Below are 19,546 nucleotides of genomic sequence, written 5' to 3'. Positions count from 1 at the left end.
GCGAACGAGGCCAGATCGTTAGGGTTGCGTGTGGCACGTCCATGCTTCGGCAGCCCTTGCGGCGCCGACGACCAGCCTGACCGGGCGGTATTGCGCCGCTGTCATGCAACGCGCCGCGGATGAACATCTTTCTATGGGAGAGACCGCGATGACAGACCGTCTCGAGCAGCAGGACCCGCGCCGCCAGTATCCGGACCCGGCCTTCTTAACCGCGGCCCGGGAAATGCCGGGTAGCGTGCCGAATGTGGCGTCTTTCCCTGACCATGGCGTCGAAGGCAGCGATGGCCGGCGCGGCGAAGCGTCCTGTCGTCAGGGTGGCGAGGGGCAACGGAGATGAACCGAAGGGCGAGCTGGAAAGGCCATCTGGCATTTGCCGATTTCAACTGCGAAATCGGCCTTTATTCCGCGCTGACCTCGGCGGAGAAAATCTCGTTCAACATCGTCAATCGCAAGACCGGCCACCGTGTCGAGCGGCAATATGTCGATGGCGATACCGGTGATCCCGTGCTTCGCGAGGATCAGGTCAAGGGATACGAACTCGACAATGGCGATCATATCGTCATTGAGGGGGATGAGATCGCCAGGCTGATGCCGGAAAGCGACAAGGTCATTCGCATCGGTCATTTTCTGCCCTGTGACGAGATCGACAAGCTCTATTTCGACAAGTCCTATTATCTGGCGCCCACGCAGCAGGGGGGCGAGGAGGCGCTGACCCTTCTTGCAAAGGCGATGGAGGATGAAAATGTCGTCGCACTTGGCGAGGCGGTGCTGTTTCGCCGCAACCGCATCCTGCTGATCCGCCCGAGCGGCAGGGCGCTTGTCGCGACGACACTGAATTTCAGTTATGAGGTTCGGTCCCAGACGGCTGTTTTCAAATCGATCCCGGACATCACGTTCGACGATGAAATGCTGGAGCTTGCCGGTCACATCATCGAGAAACGGGCGGGCACGTTCGATCCGGCCGATTATAGCGACCGGTATAACGATGCGCTGGCGGAGCTGGTGAAAGCCAAGATCGAGGGCCGCGAAATCGTCAGGCCGCCAGCGCGCAGCGAAGACAATATCATCGATCTCAAGGAGGCCTTGCGCCGCAGCGCCGGGGCCGGCAGCGGGAAAAAGGCTGCGGCGGGAGGCCGGAAGGCCCCCCGGAAAGCGAGCTGATCCATGGGATTGCAGACCTATAACGCCAGGCGCAGCTTCGACAAGACGCCAGAACCCAAAGGCGCGAAGGCCGAACAGCAGGGATCGAGCTTCGTGATCCAGAAACACGACGCCCGCCGCCTGCATTATGATTTCCGTCTGGAAATGGATGGGGTGCTGAAAAGCTGGGCGGTGACGCGCGGCCCGAGCCTCGATCCCGAGGACAAGCGTCTTGCCGTGCATGTGGAGGACCATCCGCTGAGCTACGGCGATTTCGAAGGTGTTATCCCCAGGGGGCAATATGGCGGCGGTACCGTGATCGTCTGGGATCGCGGCACCTGGCGGCCGGTCGGCGATGCCCGCAGGGGTTACCGCAAAGGCCACCTGGAGTTCGAGCTGGACGGCGAAAAACTGAGGGGACGCTGGCATCTGGTGCGCATGCATGGCAAGCCCGGAGAAAGCCGCGAAAACTGGCTGCTGATCAAGGGCGAAGACGAGGAGGCGAGGCACAGGGGCGGGGCGGATATTCTCGAAGAGCGGCCGGAATCGGTAAAGACCGGGCGCAGCGTCGAGGCGGTTGCCGCAAAACCCGGAGATACCTGGAATTCCAGGCCGGTTTCGAAAAAGGCCGCTGCTTCGACGTCGGGCAAAAAGCAGGCGCATGCGCTGCCCAAAGGGGCGCGCAGACAGGCCATGCCACCCTTCGTGCCGCCGGCACTCGCCGCCCTGAAGCCGAAACCGCCGGATGGCTCTCGCTGGCTGCATGAAATCAAATTCGACGGTTACCGCCTGCAGGCGCGTCTCGATCAGGGCAAGCTTCAGCTGCTGACCCGCAGCGGGCTCGACTGGACGGAGAAATTCGGCAGTGCCGTGACAGGGGCGCTCAAGGGGCTGCCGGTGGAAAGGGTGCTGATTGATGGCGAAATCGTCGTTGAACGCGATAATGGCGCTTCCGATTTCTCCGCCTTGCAGCAGGATCTGAGCGGAGGACGCAGCGACCGTTTCGTCTTTTACGCCTTCGATCTTCTTCATCTCGATGGCAGCGACCTGCGCGGTGCGGCATTGAGCGAGCGAAAGGCGCTGCTGGAAAAGCTGTTGCCGGCGGGCGATCCCCACCTCCGCTACAGCCAGCATTTCGAGGAAAGCGGCGCGCTTGTTCTCGAACATGCCTGCCGGCTCAGCCTCGAAGGTGTCGTTTCCAAGGTCAGGAACAGCAAATATGTGTCCGACCGCAAAGGCGAATGGGTAAAGTCCAAATGTTCGATGCGACAGGAATTCGTCATCGGCGGTTATACGGTCTCCTCGGCATCGGACCATGCCATCGGATCGCTGGCGCTCGGTGTTTATGAAAATGGCAAGCTGCGCCATGTCGGCCGTGTCGGGACTGGTTATACCGGCGAAGCGGCGGAGATGCTGCTTGGCCGCCTGAAGCCGCTGGGACGTAAGGAAAGCCCGTTCGGCGACACGCTCACCGCGCTTGCCCGCCGCGATCTTCATTTCGTGAAACCGGAACTGGTGGCGGAAGTGGAGTTTCGGGCATGGTCCGCGGATGGCAATCTGCGACACGCCTCCTTCCGGGGTCTGCGCGAAGACAAGCCGGCAGGAGAAATCGAACGGGAGGAGAAAGCCGTGTCCGATATTGAGGCGCCGCAATCGAAGATCAAGTTCACCCATCCGGATCGGCTTTATTGGCCGGACGACGGTGTGACGAAGCAGGGGCTTGCCGATTATTACGCCCAGGTCTGGCGGCACATGGCGCCGTTTGTCGTCAACCGGCCGCTGGCATTGCTGCGCTGCCCGGAGGGCATCGAAGGGCAGCGTTTCTTTCAGAAACATGCCTGGCGCGGCATCAACAAGGCCGTCGAGCAGATCAGGGATCCCGGAGACAGGGGTGGCGAACCGCTGATCCGCATCACCGATTTCGATGGCTTGATGGCGCTTGTGCAATCCGCTGCGCTTGAAATTCACCCATGGGGCGCAACCACCGCCAGCTGGGAAAAACCCGATATGATCACCATGGATATCGATCCCGCCGACGACGTGGCATGGGAAGGGGTGATCGGGGCGGCGCTGGAGCTGAAACGGCGTTTCGAAGAGGCCGGGCTTGGCGCTTTCGTCAAGACCTCGGGCGGCAAGGGGCTGCATGTCGTTGCACCGCTGAAACCACAGGCGGGCTGGGCTCCGGTCAAGGCCTTCGCCAAGGCCATGGCGGCGGATATGTCGAAGGCCGAACCGGAGAAATATCTCTCGGTCGCCACCAAGGCGAAACGGCAGGGCCGCATTTTCATCGACTATCTGCGCAACGGCAGGGGCAATACGGCGGTTGCGGCCTATTCGGCGCGCGCCCGTCCCGGCGCGGCCGTTTCCGCGCCGCTCGAATGGTCGGAACTGACGGCCGAAATCGGCCCGGCGCACTTCACCGTCAACAATATGGGGGCGCGTCTTTCCGGGTTGAAAAAAGACCCGTGGGACGGCTTTTTTGCCGCCGCCGAACCGCTGCCGAAAAAGGCCCGGTGAGGATGACGAGCCTCAGCGTCTCTTTTCGGAAGCGATGCTCTTCTTCAGCGCATCCATGATGTTGATGACATTACCGCCGGTTTTGACCCTGGCGCCGCTTTTGTTTTTCGAGGAGGGGACCGCTTCGCCCTTGGTCTTCAGCAGCGACTTGATCTTTTTCTGAATGGGGTCCTGCACCAAGGTCGGTTTCCAGCCGGTCACCTGTTTGCCGAGGCGTTTTTCCATGGCTTCCAGCAGCGGCTTTTCGATTTTCATTTTGGGCTCAAGCGCGTCGATGCTTTCACGCACTTCCTCGCCATAATGCAGCGTCCAGAGGATAATGCCCTTGCCGGACGGCTCCAGCAAAACCGCCCTTTCGCGGCGGTAGAGCACCAGACGCGCAATGCCGAAGACATGGTTCGCTTTCATGGCTTCGCGAATGACGCTGAAGGCTTCGGTGCCGATCTTGTCTTCCGGAAGCAGAAAATGCGGACGGTCGTACCAGATCCAGTCGATCGATCCCTTCGGCACGAAGGTCCTGATATCGATGGTGCGGGTGCTTTCCAGCGCCACCGCATCGATCTCGTCATCCTCCAGCAGCACATAATCGTCTTCGCCGCGGGGAAACCCCTTCACCTGGTTCCTGGCGGCGACCGCCCTGTGGGTAACGCTGTCGACATAGCGGCTTTCGACGCGGTTGCCGGTTTTGCGGTTGAGGATGTGGAAGCGGTATTTGTTGCCTTCGGTCGTCGCAGGCGTCAGCGAGACGGCGGCCGTCACCAGTGACAGCTTCAGATAACCCTTCCAGAAAACCTGCCGTGCCATGTCCGCGATCCGCTTCGCCCTGGGTTTCCCCGGAACAACAGCCACAAGGCGGCTTTTGTTCCGGGAAAAGGCAATCGGGTGGCGGGATCTGTTGGTGATATAAGCTGAAATCGCTTCCGGTCGATTTTCGGCCGAAGGGTAAAGAAACGCCGGATGGGTGGGGACCGTGACCGCGGGCGGGCTTGCGTCCATTCGCGCGGTCAAAACTGCAATGCTGCCGTCCCGCCATCCGGCTGGAGATACAGAAGCCACCTTTCAGCCCGGATGGCCTGGGGCAGGTTGTACCGGCGGCTCCGGGTGCTCGGCCTCATCCGGCGCCTTCGGCAGCAGCCGGGCAAAACGCCTGACAATGCTGTCCATATAGGACAGGATCGTCGGCACCACGATCAGCGTCAGCAGCGTGGAACTGACGAGACCGCCAACCACCGCGTGCGCCATCGGCGCGCGCTGCGCGCCGCCGCCGCCGACGGCGAGACCGAGCGGGATCATGCCGAAGATCATCGCCAGCGTTGTCATGATGATCGGACGGAAGCGGATGACGCCGGCATTTTCCAGCGCCTCGTTCAGCGAAAGCCCGCGCCGCCGCTCGCGATTGGCGAAATCGACCAGCAATATGCCGTTCTTGGTCACAAGGCCCATCAGCATGATGAAGCCGATCAGCGAGAACATGTTGATCGTGCTGCCGGCCGCCATCAGGCCGACAAGGACGCCGATGAGCGACAGCGGCAGCGACGCCATGATGGCGAGCGGCTGCGTGAAGCTGCCGAATTGCGAGGCGAGCACGATGTAGATGAAAATGACGGCCATGGTGAGCGCCGTGACCAGGTGGCCGATGGTCTCCTGCATGGTCTCGGCCTCACCGCCGAAGCGAATGCGATAGCCATTCGGCAGATCGCGGCCGGCGGTCAGGGCCTGCAGCGTCTCCGTCACGTCGCCAAGCGTGCGGCCGGTAATATTGGCCGAAACCAGTATTTCGCGGCGATTGTCGATACGGCGTATTTCGGCGGGCGCCGGCATGGCACCGATATCGGCGACCTGATCGAGACGCACCATCAGCGGTGCGCCGTTCGTTGCCGTGCGGCCGGTCGCGATCATCAGCTCACCGAGCCTTGTCGCATCCGAACGGCGCTCGGCCGGCAACCGAATGACGATGTCGTAGCTGTTTCCGTCGGCATCTGTCCATTTCGACACATCCTCACCGCCGATGAGGGGAGAAAGCGCTGCGGCCAGATCGGATCTGGCAATGCCGAGATCGCTCGCCGCCGCGGGTTTCAGGCGCACCGACAGGATGGAAGTCACATCCCTGGCGCTGGAGGTCACGTCCACCAGACCGGGGATTTTTTTCATGTCCTCCATCAGGCCGTTGGCGATTTTTTCGAGAACCGACCGGTCGTCGCCGAGAATGCCGATCTGCACCGGGCTTTCACCGCCGCCAAGACCGTTTTGCAGAATCGCGATCTCCACGCCGGGTATGGCCGAAAGGCGTTTGCGGACGGGTTCGGCAAGGGCCAAGGGGGTGCGGCTCCGCATATTGAGCGGCACCAGTTCCACCATTATGGCGGCGCGATGTTTACCGGCCGCCCCGCCGGTATTGACGGTGGAATAGAGCGTCTCGACTTCCGGAAATTCCCTGAGCGCCTTTTCGATCTGCCGCACCTTCGTCGTCGTATAATCCAGCGAGGAACCGACCGGTGCGGTCATGTTGATCTGGAAGCGGCCTTCATCGGCGTTGGGCACGAATTCCGTACCGACCAGCGGCACCATCAACAGGCTGCCGACAAAGATGCCCGACGTGGCAAGCAGGGTCACCAGCCGGTGGCGCAAGGTCCAGCCGATGGCTCGCCGATATCGCCCGGCCATCCATTCGAAGCCGCGGTCGAACCGCGCGACCAGGCGGCCGACGGGGCCGCGTTTTGCATCGGCCTGCGCATCGGGGTCGTACCAGACGCTCGACAGCATCGGATCGAGCGTGAAGGCGACGAAAAGCGAGATCAGCACGGCGGCGGAGACGGTGACGCCGAATTCATAGAAAAACCGGCCGACAATGCCGTCCATGAAAGCGACCGGCAGGAAAACCGCCACGATCGTCGCCGTCGTCGCGATCACCGCAAGCCCGATCTCACTGGTGCCGTCAAGCGCCGCGCGCAGATGCGATTTGCCCATGTGCAGATGCCGGGTGATGTTTTCACGCACGACAATGGCGTCATCCACCAGAATGCCGATGGACAGCGTCAGCGCCAGCAGGCTGAGCGTATTGAGCGTGAAACCGAGGAAATCGATGACCGCGAGGGTGCCGACGATTGCGATCGGCAGCGTCAGTCCGGTGATGACGGTGCTGCGCCAGGAGTTGAGGAACAGGAAGACGATGGCGACGGCGAGCGCCGCCCCCTCGACCAAGGTGGTCTGCACCTGCGTTACGGATTCGCGGATGGGGATGGATGAATCGGTGACGATGCGCAGCCGCACATTCTGCGGGGCAAGCTCGGCATTGAGCGCATCGAGGCGTTTCCTCACATCACTCACGACCTGAACCGTGTTGGCGTCCTGCACCTTGACGATGTCGATCGCCAGCGCCGTCTGGCCATTGTAGAGCGCGCGGCTTTCGGGGTCGGCCGCACCCTCGGCAAGCGTGGCGATATCGCGCAGCTCGATGGCTGCGCCGCCGCGCCGCGCGACGACCATATCCAGCAGCGCCTGCGGCTCCTCGATACGGCCCTGCACCTGGATCGTGCGTTCGGAGACGGGATCGACGACGCTGCCGGCCGGGCTGTTGCTGTTGCCGCTCCGCAGCGCGTTCACCACCTCGTTGACGCCGATTCCAAGGGCGCGCATGCGCGTCTCGTCGATTGTCACGTCGATCTGCCGTTTGCGGGCGCCGACCAGCGTTGCCTGCCCGACGCCCGCAACCGTCGTCAGCTGCCGCACCACCCTCTGGTCGGCAAGGCTGGTCAGCGCGGTCACATCGAGCGACGTCGAACTGATCGCCACGGACAGGATCGGGTCGGCGGCAGGGTCGAACCGCGATATGACGGGCTTCCTGGCGTCTTCGGGAAAATTCGCCTCGATGGCGGCGATCTTGTCGCGCACCTCCTGCGCGGCCGCCGAGCTCTGCACTTCGAGCTTGAATTTCGCAACGACGACGGAGCGCCCTTCGTAGGATGTGGAGGTAACCTCATCGAGGCCGCCGAGGGTGTTCAGCGCATCCTCGACCGGGCGCGTGATTTCGGTTTCCACCGTCTCCGGCGTAGCGCCGGGATAGGTGGTGATGACGACCACGACGGGAACGTCGACATTGGGATATTGGTCCTGCCCCAGCCGCTGCAGCGAAAAGGCGCCCATGACGAGAAGGGCCACCATCATCATGGTGGCGAATACGGGGTGGGTGACGGATATGCGGGTCAAAAACATCTCAGCCTGCCTTGTCGATGGCCACGGCCATGCCTGGCTGCAATTCGGGAAGCGGCGCCGTCAGGATCGTTTCGCCATCCTTCAGGCCCGCGGCGATCTCGATCAGGCTGCCGCCGTTCCAATGCGGCCCCACGGCGACTGTCTGACGGCGAAGATGGCCATCCTGCACCTTGAGGACATGGTAGCCCGACTCATCCCTGCGCAGCGCGATTGCGGGAACGACGAGCGCCCCGTCTTTTTCTCGCAGCAGGATCGAGCCGCTGGCGAACATCCCGCCCCACAGCCGGCCGTCGCGATTGGCAAGCCGCAGATAGACGGCGACGAAGCGGGTGCCGTCTTCGGCAACCGGGCTGATGCGGTCGACCGTCCCCTTGACGATCTGGCCGCCAAGGCCGTCAATCTCCAGCTCCGCCGTTTGACCAAGGGCAACGCGCGGAACATCGCGCGTGGCGACCAGAACCTTCGCTTCCAGCACGCTGGTATCGACAAGCGTGAGAAGCTCGCCATCCGCGCCGACACGGGATCCCGCCTCGGCCAGCCGCCGGGTGACTGTGCCGTTGAAAGGCGCGCGGATTTCGGCGTTGCGAAGGGCAAGCCGGGCGATATCCGCCTGCGCCGAAAGGCTCTGGAGCCTTGCCGTCTTCACCGCAACATCGCTTTTCGCCTTGTCGAGCTGTTCCGCCGAGGCGATGTTCTTCAACGCAAGCTGTTCGGTCCTGGTCAGGGCCAGCATTGCCAGCATCAGCTCGGCTTCGGCCGCGTCCCGGTCGCTCTGGCGCAGCAGCAGCGTCGATTGCAGCTCATCGGTTTCGAAGCGCACGAGCAGCTTGCCCGACGGCACCGCGTCTCCGTCCCGGACGTTCACTTCGAGAACCTTGCCGGCGTCACGGGCGCGGATCACCACGCGGGTGATCGGCTGAAGTTCGCCGCTGATGCCGAGCCGCTCCACCATCTGACGCGTGCCGATCTTGGCCGTTTCCGCAGCGGTCAGTTCGAACGGCGTGCCGGCGGGGCTCATTGCGGCCGTCTCGACGAGCCCTTCCACCAGTCCCTTGACGCGCTCATTCGCATCGACGCTTCCGCGCGCCGGATCGAGAGCGGTGACGACGAAAACGCAGCCTGCAAGCGCGATCCCCGCCCTGAGGGTTCTCTTCACCCACATACTGAAATCCTTTCCATCCCGGGACCGCCGCCAGGGGCGGTCGCATTGCCTCTCTTGAGGCGGATGGTCTCTGGATAGGCATCCATAATTGCAGCAGCATTACCCCCCGCGAGAATGCGGTGCAAATGGCATGGTCGGAGGCGCCATCGCCCTGTTTTCATGCATTTTCCGGACGGAAACGGTTGCCTGTCCTGAGCGGAAATGCCCTGGTGGCGTCTTCGCCGCAATACTGCCGCAACCTTTCTGGCAGACAAGGGAAGGCGAAGGGATGGTGATGCATGAGACTTCTGTTGATCGAAGACGAAAAGGAAATGGCGGATGCGCTGACGGCCACACTCGGCAGGCAGAGCATCGTTGTCGACCATACGATGTGGCTCGGCGATGCGATGGAGCTGACGCGCCAGCATGTCTATGACGCCATCCTGCTCGACCGCCGCCTGCCGGATGGGGAAGGGCTCTCCTTCATTCCGCAGCTGCGTCGGGCCGGCATCGATACGCCGATCATTCTGCTGACGGCGATGAACGAGCCGGAAGAGCGGATCGCCGGGCTGGACGGCGGCGCCGACGATTATCTCGGCAAGCCGTTTCTGGTCGGCGAGCTGCTGGCGCGGGTGCGTGCGGTTTTAAGACGGCCGGCAAGCCTGGCGCCGGCAGAGATCACCGCCGGCCGCATCGTCATCGATCCGCTCCATCTCAGCGTCACGATCAATTCCGTTCCCTTCGATCTGCCAAGACGCGAACTTGCGGTTCTCATTGCGCTGGCGAAACGCAAGGGCAAGTCCGTGCTGCGCTCCACGCTTGAGGCGGCCGTTTATAATTACGAGGAAGAGATCCAGTCCAATGCGCTCGACGCGCATATATCGCGGCTGCGAAAACGCCTGCTCGACGCCTCCGCAGGCGTCGGCGTCCATAATATCCGCGGCATCGGTTATCTGTTGAAGGAAGAGGCATGAAAGCGCAGGCCACATCCAACCCGTCCTTGTGGTGGAAATTGAGCTGGCAGCTCAGCGTCGTCGTTTCCGCCATGATCGCCGTGGTCATCATCGGCCTTTGTTTTTACGGGGTGATGAGCCTTTCTCCCAATATCGGCCTTTGGGACGATCTCTCGGAGACACTCGACGAGTCGATTTCATTCAATGAGCAGAACGGGCTGGTTATTTCCGAAGGCCCTGCGCTGCGGGCTCTGAAGGCGGAGAATGAAGCGCTCTGGTTCGTGGCCTCGACGCTGGACGGCAAGGCGGTGAGCTACGGCGCCGTGCCGCCCGCCTATGCCGGGCTTGCCCGCTACGTGCATCTGATGATGGTTGCCGATGTGCGCGGCGGCGGCAGCGTTGCCGACGTGGCCTTGATCGAAAGCATGAAGATCAAGGCCGGCGCCATCCGCGTCATGTTCGGTGGCACCACGCATGTCAGGGCATCGTTTCTGACGCTTCTTTCCGGCACCTATCCGATTTATGTTCCATTGCTGGCGGTCATTCTGCCGGCGGTGTTCTTCTCGGTGCCGCGTATCGTGCGGCAGGCGCTTGCCGGCCTCAGTTCCGTCGTCAGGGAGGCCCCCGAGATAGATCCGCGCCGGCCGGGCGCAAGGCTTCCGGTCGAGGATGTGCCGCGTGAAGTGGTGCCGCTGATCCTTGCCTTCAACAGCATCCTCGAGCGGCTTGAGGAGCAGTTTCGGGCACGGCAGCGTTTTCTCATCGATGCGGCGCACGAGCTGCGAACGCCGATTGCGATCATGCAGACCCGGATAGAGGGCTTGCCCGGGCCGGAGCAGCAGCGCCTGATGGAGGATGTCGCGCGGCTCGGGGAAACCACGGAACAGCTTCTGGCCTTCGAGCGGAACGACCAGGTGAACGACCGGCGCGAAACGGTGGATCTCGTCGAGATCGCGCGCACCGTCGTTGCCGATCTCGCGCCGCTTGCGCTTTCGGCCGGTTATGACATTTCCTTCGATACGCAGACCGCGCGGTATGAGGTGCTGGGCAATCCGTTTACCCTGCCGCGGGCCATCAGCAACATCGTGCGCAACGCCATCGACCACGGTGGAAACAGGGGGATGATCCATGTCTCGGTTCTCGCCAGTGGCGAGATTGCGATTTCCGACGAGGGGCAGGGGATAGCCGAAGACCAGAGGGAACGGATTTTCGAGCCGTTTTACCGCGTCACGCCGCGCAGCACCGGGGCCGGACTTGGCCTCAGCCTCGTCAAGCAGATCGTCGCCAATCACAACGGGCGGATATTCCTCGACAGCAGCACTTTCGGAAGCACCTTCCGGCTGCGGTTCTGAGCTTGCATCGCGCGCCGTTCCAGCCGCGCGCGATTGTAATGTTGCCGCAATTTTGGCTGTCGTACCGTATGGGGCAGGAGATTCAACCTTAACCGGAGTACGCGCAGTGAAACAACAGTGGAATCTGTTCCCCCGGACTTTCGGCGTCAGGGCGTCCCGCAGCCGCGGCGTCGCCTTCGCCACCTTGCCGTTTGCCATCATCATGTCCGGCTGCGCCTCCGTGCCGCTGAAGGAGGGCGGCACGCTGTCCTCCTATGCGCAGCTCAGCCCGGCCAAGGGCAAGTTCACCAAGTCGCGGACCTTCGTGGATGCCAAAGGGCTGGCCGCGGTCAAAACCGTGGCCATCGTGCCGACCACTTTTTCCTTCGCCGCCTCGTCGCAAATCACGGCGGAAAAGGACCGCGCCCTTGTTTCAAATGCGCTGGACCGCGCCATCTGCGTGGCCTTGAGCGACAAATACCGGATCGCCGCCGCTGGCCAGCCGGCGGACATGACGGTGCGGACGGTAATCACCGATCTTGTGCCGACCGACAAGACCATGGCCGGGGTGTCGACGGCCGTGTCTCTCGGCACCAATCTCGTTCTGCCTGTCGGCGTGCCGCGTCTGCCGGTCGGTCTCGGCGGTCTGGCCGTCGAGGCGGAGGCGGTGGACAGCACTGGCGTTCAGCGCGCCGCAGCCGTCTGGTCGAAAGGCGCGAATTCCCTCACCGACAGCGCCCGTGTTTCGGAAATCGGCGATGCCTATGGGCTTGCCTCGGATTTCGCCAATTATTTCTCGCGCATTCTCCTGACCGGCAAGGTGTCCGAAGGGCTGGATATTTCGCTCCCGTCCGGCCACCGCATCAAATCGGCGCTCGGCGGAAAACCAAAATATGCCGAATGCGACGCTTACGGCCGCTCGCGCGGTTTGCAGGGGATGGTGGCCGATCAGTTCGGCGCGCCGCCTGAATGGACGGACAAGCAATCCAAAGCGTCATCGCGATAGGATCTGCCGGCATTCCCAGGGGCCCATGAAGGCGGCTATCCCGCCACCTTCATGGGGATAGGCCCAGTTTCCGCAGGCCGCATTCACGCACGATCTCGGCGATGTGGGTGAATTGCGCCGAAAGCGGATTGCTCTTGCGCCACACCATGCCGATGGTGCGCGACGGACGCGGTTCCGCCAGCCGGAATACCGAAACGGTGGATTGCCTCGTCTCCATATCGACGGCCATCTGCGGAATGAGCGTGACGCCGATGCCGGCGCCGACCATCTGCACGAGGGTGGAGAGCGAGGAGCCTTCCATCAGCACACGCGGCGGCGCATTGGTCGTGCTGCAGAAGGAAAGCGCCTGGTTGCGGAAACAATGGCCTTCTTCCAGCAGCAGCAGGCGCATTTCGCCCAACTTGTCGGCGCTCGGCACCGGCATGCCCGCATCCTCCATCGGCCGCACCAGGATGAATTCCTCCGAAAACAGCGGAACCTCTTCCAGCGCCGGCTCCGAGACGGGCAGGGCGACGATGGCCATGTCCAGCCGGGCTTCCAGAAGGTCTTCGATGAGTTTCTGCGTCACCGCTTCGCGCGGGCGGGCCTCCAGTCCGGGATAATGCTGCGTGAGTGTCTTGATAATCTGTGGTAAAAGATAGGGTGCGACGGTGGGAATGACGCCGATGCGCAGCCGGCCGCTGAGCGGTCCATGCCGCGCCCGCGCCAGATCCTGCAACTCATCCACCGAGCGCAATATCGAGCGGGTGCGTTCGGCGAATTCCTCGCCAAGCGCGGTCAGCCGGATCTGGCGGCTGCTCCGTTCGACGAGCGGCGCGCCGATCAGTTCCTCCAGCTCGCGGATCTGCAGCGACAACGCCGGCTGGGAAATGGCGCACGCCTCCGCCGCCCGACCGAAATGGCCGATCTTGGCCAGAGCGTCGAAATAGCGGAGATGTTTCATGGAGAGCGCAATCATAAGCTCAGCATATCGCAGCCTTTAGAATATACAATTGGAAATTATGGAACCCGGCTGTTAGTCATCTTCATGACAGAAAGAAGCTGTAGCTGTGAGAGGTTACCAGCGTCGCTGCACGGTTTTGTCATGACCTGCCGCTGGCTCTGGCTCCAACGCTGCACATGTCGAATTGATTATTTCGTTTAATTGCTAAACCCATCGGAGGGCGAAATGGACGCAACTTCAAAACCGGCTGGCAAGTGTCCTGTCATGCATGGAGGCAACACGGCCTCGGGTAAATCGGTGACCGAATGGTGGCCGAATGCGCTGAACCTCGACATCCTGCACCAGCACGACACCAAGACCAATCCGCTCGGCACCTCCTTCAACTATCGCGAGGCCCTGAAGACGCTCGATGTCGAAGCGTTGAAGGCCGATCTCCGTGCGCTGATGACCGACAGCCAGGACTGGTGGCCGGCCGACTGGGGTAGCTATGTGGGCATGATGGCCCGCGTTACCTGGCACGCGGCGGGTTCTTACCGTGTGACTGACGGCCGCGGTGGCGCCAACACCGGCAACCAGCGTTTTGCGCCGCTCAATTCCTGGCCGGACAATGTCAACACTGACAAGGGCCGCCGCCTGCTGTGGCCGATCAAGAAGAAATACGGCAACAAGATTTCCTGGGCAGACCTTATCGCGCTCGCCGGCACCATTGCCTATGACGTCGCCGGTCTGAAGACCTTCGGCTTCGCCTTTGGCCGCGAAGACATCTGGGCTCCGGAAAAGGACACCTATTGGGGTGACGAAAAGGAATGGCTGGCGCCGAGCGACGGCCGTTACGGCGACGTGACCAAGCCTGCGACGCTGGAAAACCCGCTCGCTGCCGTGCAGATGGGCCTCATCTACGTCAACCCGGAAGGCGTGAACGGCAAGTCCGATCCGCTGGCGACGGCGGCGCAAATGCGCGAAACCTTCGCCCGCATGGGCATGGATGACGAGGAAACCGTGGCTCTCACCGCCGGCGGCCACACCATCGGCAAGTCGCACGGCAACGGCAGCGCCGCCAATCTCAGCCCCGATCCGGAAGCCGCAGGCCCGGAATATCAGGGGCTTGGCTGGATCAACACCAAGGGCCGCGGCATCGGTCGCGACACGGTAGTATCCGGCATCGAAGGCGCATGGACGAGCGAACCGACCAAGTGGGACAACGGCTTCTTCAAAATGCTGTTCAAGCATGAGTGGACCTTGACCCACAGCCCCGCCGGTGCATCGCAATGGGCGCCGATCACCATCGCCGAGGAAGATAAGCCGGTCGACGTCGAGGATGCTTCGATCCGTACCATTCCGATGATGACCGATGCCGACATGGCCCTGAAGGTCGACCCGATCTACCGCGAGATTTCGCTGAAGTTCAAGGACGACCAGGACCATTTCTCCGAGGTCTTCGCCCGCGCATGGTTCAAGCTGACCCACCGCGACATGGGGCCGAAGTCCCGTTATTTCGGCCCGGACGTTCCAGCGGAAGACCTGGTCTGGCAGGATCCGGTGCCGGCAGGCTCCACCGGCTACGATGTCGCCGCCGTCAAGGCGAAGATCGCGGCTTCTGGCCTTTCGGTTGCCGATCTGGTCGCGACCGCCTGGGACAGCGCCCGCACCTTCCGCGGTTCGGACAAGCGCGGCGGCGCCAATGGCGCGCGCATCCGCCTCGCACCGCAGAAGGACTGGGAAGGTAATGAGCCCGCCCGCCTTTCCCGCGTGCTCTCGGTTCTGGAACCGATTGCCCGTGAGACCGGCGCGAGCATCGCGGATGTGATCGTTCTGGCCGGCAATTACGGTGTGGAACAGGCGGCGAAAGCGGCCGGCTTCGACATTGCCGTGCCTTTCGCGGCCGGCCGTGGCGATGCTTCCGCCGAGCAGACGGATGCCGACAGCTTTGCCCCGCTTGAGCCGCTGGCGGATGGTTTCCGCAACTGGGTCAAGAAGGACTATGTCGTCAGCCCCGAAGAACTGCTTCTGGACCGCGCCCAGCTCCTTGGCCTGACCGCGCCGGAACTGACAGTGCTGATCGGCGGCCTGCGCGTCATCGGCGCCAATTATGCCGGTACGGCGCATGGCGTGTTTACCGACAAGCCCGGCGCGCTGACGACGGACTTCTTCACGACGCTGACGGACATGGCCTATTCCTGGGTTCCGACCGGCAACAATCTCTATGAGATTCGTGACCGCAAGACCGGGGCAGCCAAGTACACGGCGACCCGCGTGGACCTCGTCATCGGTTCGAACTCGATCCTGCGCGCCTATGCGGAAGTTTATGCGCAGGACGACAGCAGGGAGAAATTCGTGCGTGATTTCGTCGCCGCCTGGACGAAGGTGATGAACGCTGACCGTTTCGACCTTCTGTAAGCAAAGGCCGACTGTTTAATGATAATGCACCTCCCTGAGCGATCGGGGAGGTGTTTTTTCTATCTGTGGGTTGGCGAGGACGCATCGGCGACCGCTCGATCCGCGATGCTATCGCCGGTCAGAAGCCGCAACCGGTTTGCCCGATGAAGATTTTTCCGCCTTTGCCGAGGGAGCTTTGCCGCTCTTTTCGTTTTCGTGCGCATCCGGTCCGGCCACGATGACGCCGCGGCCCTTCTCTTCGCGTTTCTTGTCCGCGAAGTTGCCCGGTTCCTTTTTGCTGTCCATTGATAATCTCCCGTGTTGCGTTGCTGTCAGGAGTTCAACGGGCGTTTCGCTCAGAGGTTCCAGAGCCGTCGCGTCAGCGAATGTTTCTCTTTATAACGATCTTTGCTATTAACATGAATTGATAAGTCATGTTATTGGGGCTGAGCGCGATGACTGGCGCGGCGCGCCCGTCTTTCCATACCCTCACCCGCAGACCCGACAACCGGACGGTACCCGCATTGAGTTTCTGGCATTCCATGACCTGGCACACGGAAGGGATCAGCGTTACCGCGCCGGTGAAGTGGCGGCAGCTGGATGGGCTGGTCAGTGCTTTCTGGGAAGCGGAAAGCCAGATGGGGGCGAAGGGCTATTATCTGGCCGCCGATCCGCGCATCATGATCTTTTTCAACGATGTTTCCTCGCGCATCAGCGTGTCCAACCGCAACGGCGAGTTCAGCAACCATTCGCGGCCGATGACACGGGCGATTTATGTGCCGGCCGGTGTGCCGATGTGGACGAGCAGCAACGCCACGCACCGGTTCTCGCATCTCAATCTGCATATTCACAGGGACCGGCTGTTGCGTTTCCTGTCGCCCTCGGTCGGCAGTTCGGCGGCGATGACGGCGCTGCGCCGCCCGGTCGAGATACAGGACATCGGTTCGGTGGAAACCCTTGCCGGCCTGCTTGTCGATGAGCTGGCTGAACCCTCGAAACATGCGGTCTATGCGGAAAGCCTCGTGGGCAGCATCGTTGCCGGCCTGCTGGATATTCCCGGCCCTGCGCCTGCGCAGGCCAATGGCAGGCTGACGCAGGCGCAGTTGAACAAGCTTCTTGCCCAGGTCGAAAAGCGTGGCGACGACCGTATGACGGTTGCCGAGATGGCCGATATTGTCGGGCTTTCGGAAAGCTGGTTCGCCACCGTATTTCGCCAGACCACCGGCAAGACGCCGCTGCAATGGCAATTGGAGCGGCGCATCAATGCCGCCCAGAAACTTCTGCTGGAAGGCGATCTGACAGTGGCCGATATCGCCGCCCAGCTCGGCTTTTCCGATCAGGCCCATCTGACCAAGGCTTTCCGCCAGTCCGTGGGAAACACGCCGGCCGCTTGGCGACGGCTTCACAGGCTTCTTTGAAGCTGGGTGAGGTCGATGCGCAGTGTTTTGGTGAGGCGCGCAAACCTCACCTTTCGTCATCCTCGGGCTTGTCCCGAGGATCTGCGACCTTCAGACTTGATGAGACGTGGTTAGATCCTCGGGACGAGCCCGAGGATGACGTTGTGCATTAGGGAAATTATGCAATATATTGAAAAATATTGCTAATATCGATTTTTACCATATCTTTCGCAAAGTCACGGAAAACGCCCGGCCGGGATTGTAGAAGTCAGCGCCGAACCCGCCATAAGAGACGTGTTTTTCGTTGAAGATGTTGGAAACATTGACGTCCAGCGAGGCGGTTTCCTGAATCTTGTAGCTGAATGCCGCATCCACGGTCACGCTGCTTCCGGTTTCGACCTTGTTGGCATTGTCGAAATAATAAGCGCCGGTATAGCGGCCGCCGAGACCGAAGGTCATGTCGCCGAAATGGTCGTTGCCCGCAAGCGTGTAGTTGACCCACAGCGAAGCTTGATGCTCGGGCACGAATTGCGGCCGGTTGCCAACGTTACCGCCGGTGCCGTTTTCAGTGATTTCCGCGTCGAGATAGGAATAGGCCGCCGTCAGGCTGAGATTGTCGGTCACTTCCGCCTTGGCTTCGAGATCGAGACCGCGCACACGCACCTCGCCGATGGTGGTCGGCAGGCTGGTGATCGGGCTGGTGACGGTGATGTTGGTCTTCTTCAGATCGTAGATCGAGGCGGTGAACAGGGCCGGGAAAGCGTCCGGACGATATTTCACGCCGAGTTCGATCTGTTCGCCGCGTTCGGGCTCTACCGTCAGACCAGATGCCGGCACCACCGATTCGGCGTAGCTGATATAAGGCGCGATCTCATTGGTGATCTTGTAGGACACGCCGATACGCTTGGTCAGTTCGCTGATGTCGCCGCTCGCCGAGGTGCCGCGCAGGCGGTTGGTCTGCTCGGTGTCGATCCAGTCGTTGCGCAGGCCGGCACTGACGATCAGCCGGTCGAAGAAGGTGAAGTCCTGCTGAAGATAGATCGCTTTGGTCTTCTGGTCCGTCAGGGAGTCGGCATAGAGCGGCACTGAAGCGGGTGCGCCGGTATAGACCGGGTTCATCCAGTTGATGCTCGGCGCAGGGCCGAAGTAGCTTTTGCTGCCGGAGGTGTAGTCATTGTAAAAGACGCCGACGAGGCTGCGGCTTTCGACATTGTCAAACCGCGTATCGTATTGCAGGCGCGTGTCGATCAGGAAGTTTTCGGTCTCGGTGTCGTTGCCGAAATAGGACCGGTTGGCGATTGTCGAACCGTTGGTCGGCGTGGACGAGATATAGGCGTAACCGAAGTCCGTATTCGCCTTGCTGTAGCGGGCGTTGGAGCTCAGGGTCAGGCCCGAGCCGAAATCATGGTCGAACATCACGCTCAGCGAATTGCGGTTTGTGCCGCGATAATTGTAGTCCGGTTCGCCGAAGAAACGGCTCCGGTCGAAATGCGAGCCGACGGGATGACCGCCGCCGCCCGGAACGCCATCCTTGTTGAGATGATCGTAAACCACGGTCAGGCTGGTGACGTCGGTGGGACGCCATGTCAGACCGCCCATGAAGAATTTCTCGTCGTCGCGGGAGTAGTCATATTCCGCGTCGGCATTTCTGAGCTTGCCGGTCAGGCGATAGGACAGCGTGTCGTCGCTGGTGATGTTGTCCCCGAAATCGAAGCCGGTTTCGGCGCGGCCATAGGAGCCGCCGGTCACATAGGCTTCACCGAAACGGGTGCGTTTCGGCACCTTTGTGGAATAATTCACCGAGCCGCCGGGATCTGAGACGCCAAAGGTGGTGGAATTGCCGCCCTTCAGCACCTCCACACGCTCATAGGCATAGGTTTCCTCGCGCAGCGCGCCGAAGGGACGGCCAAGCGTCAGCCCGTCACGATAGGTATAGGCGTCGAAACCGCGAATCTTGAAATAGTCGAACCGGTCGTCGGAGCCGTAAAAATCCGTGGTCACACCGGCGGTATATTGCAGCGCTTCTTCCACGCTCTGCACGCCGCGCTGCTGCATTTCCTTGGCGGTGATGACGGAAACGGAGGCGGGTGTGTCGAGAATATCTGTCGCCATCTTGCTGCCGCTTGTGGTGCGGGTGGCGACGATGGACTTCTGGTCATTATCGCCGCTGTCGATGGTGATGCGCTCCAGAACCGTGCTGCCGCCGGTACTGGCAGCCTCCTGCGCCAGCAGGGCGCCGGGCAGGGTGGCGGCAAGCGCCGTGCAGGCAAGCAGCGCCGCATCCCGGTAACGACGTCGCGCGGTTTTGCGGTGTCTGCCTTCGGTTTCGATATTCATTGGTATGTTCCAGAAGTTGATGCCCCGATCGCCGCTTCCACGGCCCACTCTCGAAGCGCCCAATAACTTGAGAAAGTTTGTCCGGTATTGTAACTTTCTGCGGTTTTGTACAAAACCCCGGAAATTTCACCGCTGTTGCGACGGCATTTCTTGCCTGGGCTTGACGGAGGCAATTGAAGCTGAGAATTCAAGT

14 protein-coding genes are annotated in these 19,546 nt (G+C 61.6%); 8 read left to right on the top strand and 6 right to left on the bottom strand.

Annotated elements, in window-relative coordinates; all coding sequences use genetic code 11:
- Positions 1-148: 148 nt before the first annotated feature.
- From N5D22_RS23310 to ligD, 3 genes are read left to right on the top strand one after another with little or no spacing between them, the layout of a single operon-like run.
- Complete coding sequence (locus tag N5D22_RS23310; RefSeq protein WP_279658218.1) at positions 149-337, top strand: hypothetical protein; 189 nt, start codon at positions 149-151, stop codon at positions 335-337.
- Positions 334-1,161 (top strand): Ku protein, encoded by an 828-nt coding sequence (locus tag N5D22_RS23305; RefSeq protein WP_279658217.1) that lies wholly within the window; start codon positions 334-336, stop codon positions 1,159-1,161. The genes N5D22_RS23310 and N5D22_RS23305 overlap by 4 nt, the downstream gene beginning before the upstream one ends.
- 3 nt (positions 1,162-1,164) lie before the next feature.
- Positions 1,165-3,657, top strand: a complete 2,493-nt coding sequence (ligD, locus tag N5D22_RS23300) for a DNA ligase D (RefSeq protein WP_279658216.1) — start codon at positions 1,165-1,167, stop codon at positions 3,655-3,657.
- A 12-nt stretch (positions 3,658-3,669) separates the two neighbouring features.
- Here ligD and N5D22_RS23295 read toward each other — a convergent pair whose 3' ends face one another.
- The 3 genes from N5D22_RS23295 to N5D22_RS23285 form a co-directional block, all read right to left on the bottom strand.
- Positions 3,670-4,461 (bottom strand): Ku protein, encoded by a 792-nt coding sequence (locus tag N5D22_RS23295; RefSeq protein ID WP_279658215.1) that lies wholly within the window; start codon positions 4,459-4,461, stop codon positions 3,670-3,672.
- Positions 4,462-4,716: 255 nt separating this feature from the next.
- Complete coding sequence (locus tag N5D22_RS23290) at positions 4,717-7,869, bottom strand: efflux RND transporter permease subunit (protein ID WP_279658214.1); 3,153 nt, start codon at positions 7,867-7,869, stop codon at positions 4,717-4,719.
- Between the two features lies 1 nt (position 7,870).
- Complete coding sequence (locus N5D22_RS23285) at positions 7,871-9,031, bottom strand: efflux RND transporter periplasmic adaptor subunit (protein ID WP_279658213.1); 1,161 nt, start codon at positions 9,029-9,031, stop codon at positions 7,871-7,873.
- Between the two features lie 278 nt (positions 9,032-9,309).
- On the opposite strand from N5D22_RS23285, the gene N5D22_RS23280 reads away from it, so the two are divergent.
- The 3 genes from N5D22_RS23280 (at position 9,310) to N5D22_RS23270 (ending at position 12,300) form a co-directional block, all read left to right on the top strand.
- Positions 9,310-9,984 carry a response regulator transcription factor gene (locus N5D22_RS23280; protein ID WP_279658212.1) on the top strand — a complete coding sequence of 225 codons (675 nt, stop codon included), beginning with the start codon at positions 9,310-9,312 and terminating at the stop codon, positions 9,982-9,984.
- The gene (locus tag N5D22_RS23275; protein ID WP_279658211.1) at positions 9,981-11,315 is read left to right on the top strand and encodes a HAMP domain-containing sensor histidine kinase; all 1,335 of its coding nucleotides are present in this window, start codon (positions 9,981-9,983) and stop codon (positions 11,313-11,315) included. Before N5D22_RS23280 ends, N5D22_RS23275 begins: the two co-directional genes overlap by 4 nt.
- A 106-nt stretch (positions 11,316-11,421) precedes the next feature.
- Positions 11,422-12,300 carry a DUF3313 domain-containing protein gene (locus N5D22_RS23270; protein WP_279658210.1) on the top strand — a complete coding sequence of 293 codons (879 nt, stop codon included), beginning with the start codon at positions 11,422-11,424 and terminating at the stop codon, positions 12,298-12,300.
- Between the two features lie 49 nt (positions 12,301-12,349).
- Here the strand turns inward: N5D22_RS23270 and N5D22_RS23265 are convergent, their stop codons facing one another.
- Positions 12,350-13,258: a hydrogen peroxide-inducible genes activator gene (locus tag N5D22_RS23265; protein WP_279658209.1), complete on the bottom strand. Its 909-nt coding sequence runs from the start codon at positions 13,256-13,258 to the stop codon at positions 12,350-12,352.
- A 210-nt stretch (positions 13,259-13,468) separates the two neighbouring features.
- Between N5D22_RS23265 and katG the strand changes: the two genes are divergently transcribed.
- Entirely contained in the window at positions 13,469-15,640 is a 2,172-nt protein-coding gene (gene katG / locus N5D22_RS23260) for a catalase/peroxidase HPI (protein ID WP_279658208.1), read from the top strand.
- 108 nt (positions 15,641-15,748) lie between these two features.
- On the opposite strand, the gene N5D22_RS23255 is transcribed toward katG, so the two are convergent.
- Positions 15,749-15,925 carry a hypothetical protein gene (locus tag N5D22_RS23255; protein ID WP_003521762.1) on the bottom strand — a complete coding sequence of 59 codons (177 nt, stop codon included), beginning with the start codon at positions 15,923-15,925 and terminating at the stop codon, positions 15,749-15,751.
- A gap of 218 nt (positions 15,926-16,143) precedes the next feature.
- Between N5D22_RS23255 and N5D22_RS23250 the strand changes: the two genes are divergently transcribed.
- Entirely contained in the window at positions 16,144-17,037 is an 894-nt protein-coding gene (locus tag N5D22_RS23250) for an AraC family transcriptional regulator (protein ID WP_279658233.1), read from the top strand.
- Positions 17,038-17,232: 195 nt separating this feature from the next.
- Here N5D22_RS23250 and N5D22_RS23245 read toward each other — a convergent pair whose 3' ends face one another.
- Positions 17,233-19,353, bottom strand: a complete 2,121-nt coding sequence (locus N5D22_RS23245) for a TonB-dependent siderophore receptor (protein ID WP_279658207.1) — start codon at positions 19,351-19,353, stop codon at positions 17,233-17,235.
- Positions 19,354-19,546: the final 193 nt, after the last annotated feature.

Origin of the sequence: Agrobacterium sp. GD03872, from assembly GCF_029840625.1 — a bacterium.
Classification (GTDB): Bacteria; Pseudomonadota; Alphaproteobacteria; order Rhizobiales; family Rhizobiaceae; genus Agrobacterium; species Agrobacterium fabrum_A.
The sequence above is the reverse complement of the archived record's forward strand: the minus strand, read 5'-3'. Positions and strand labels throughout refer to the sequence as shown.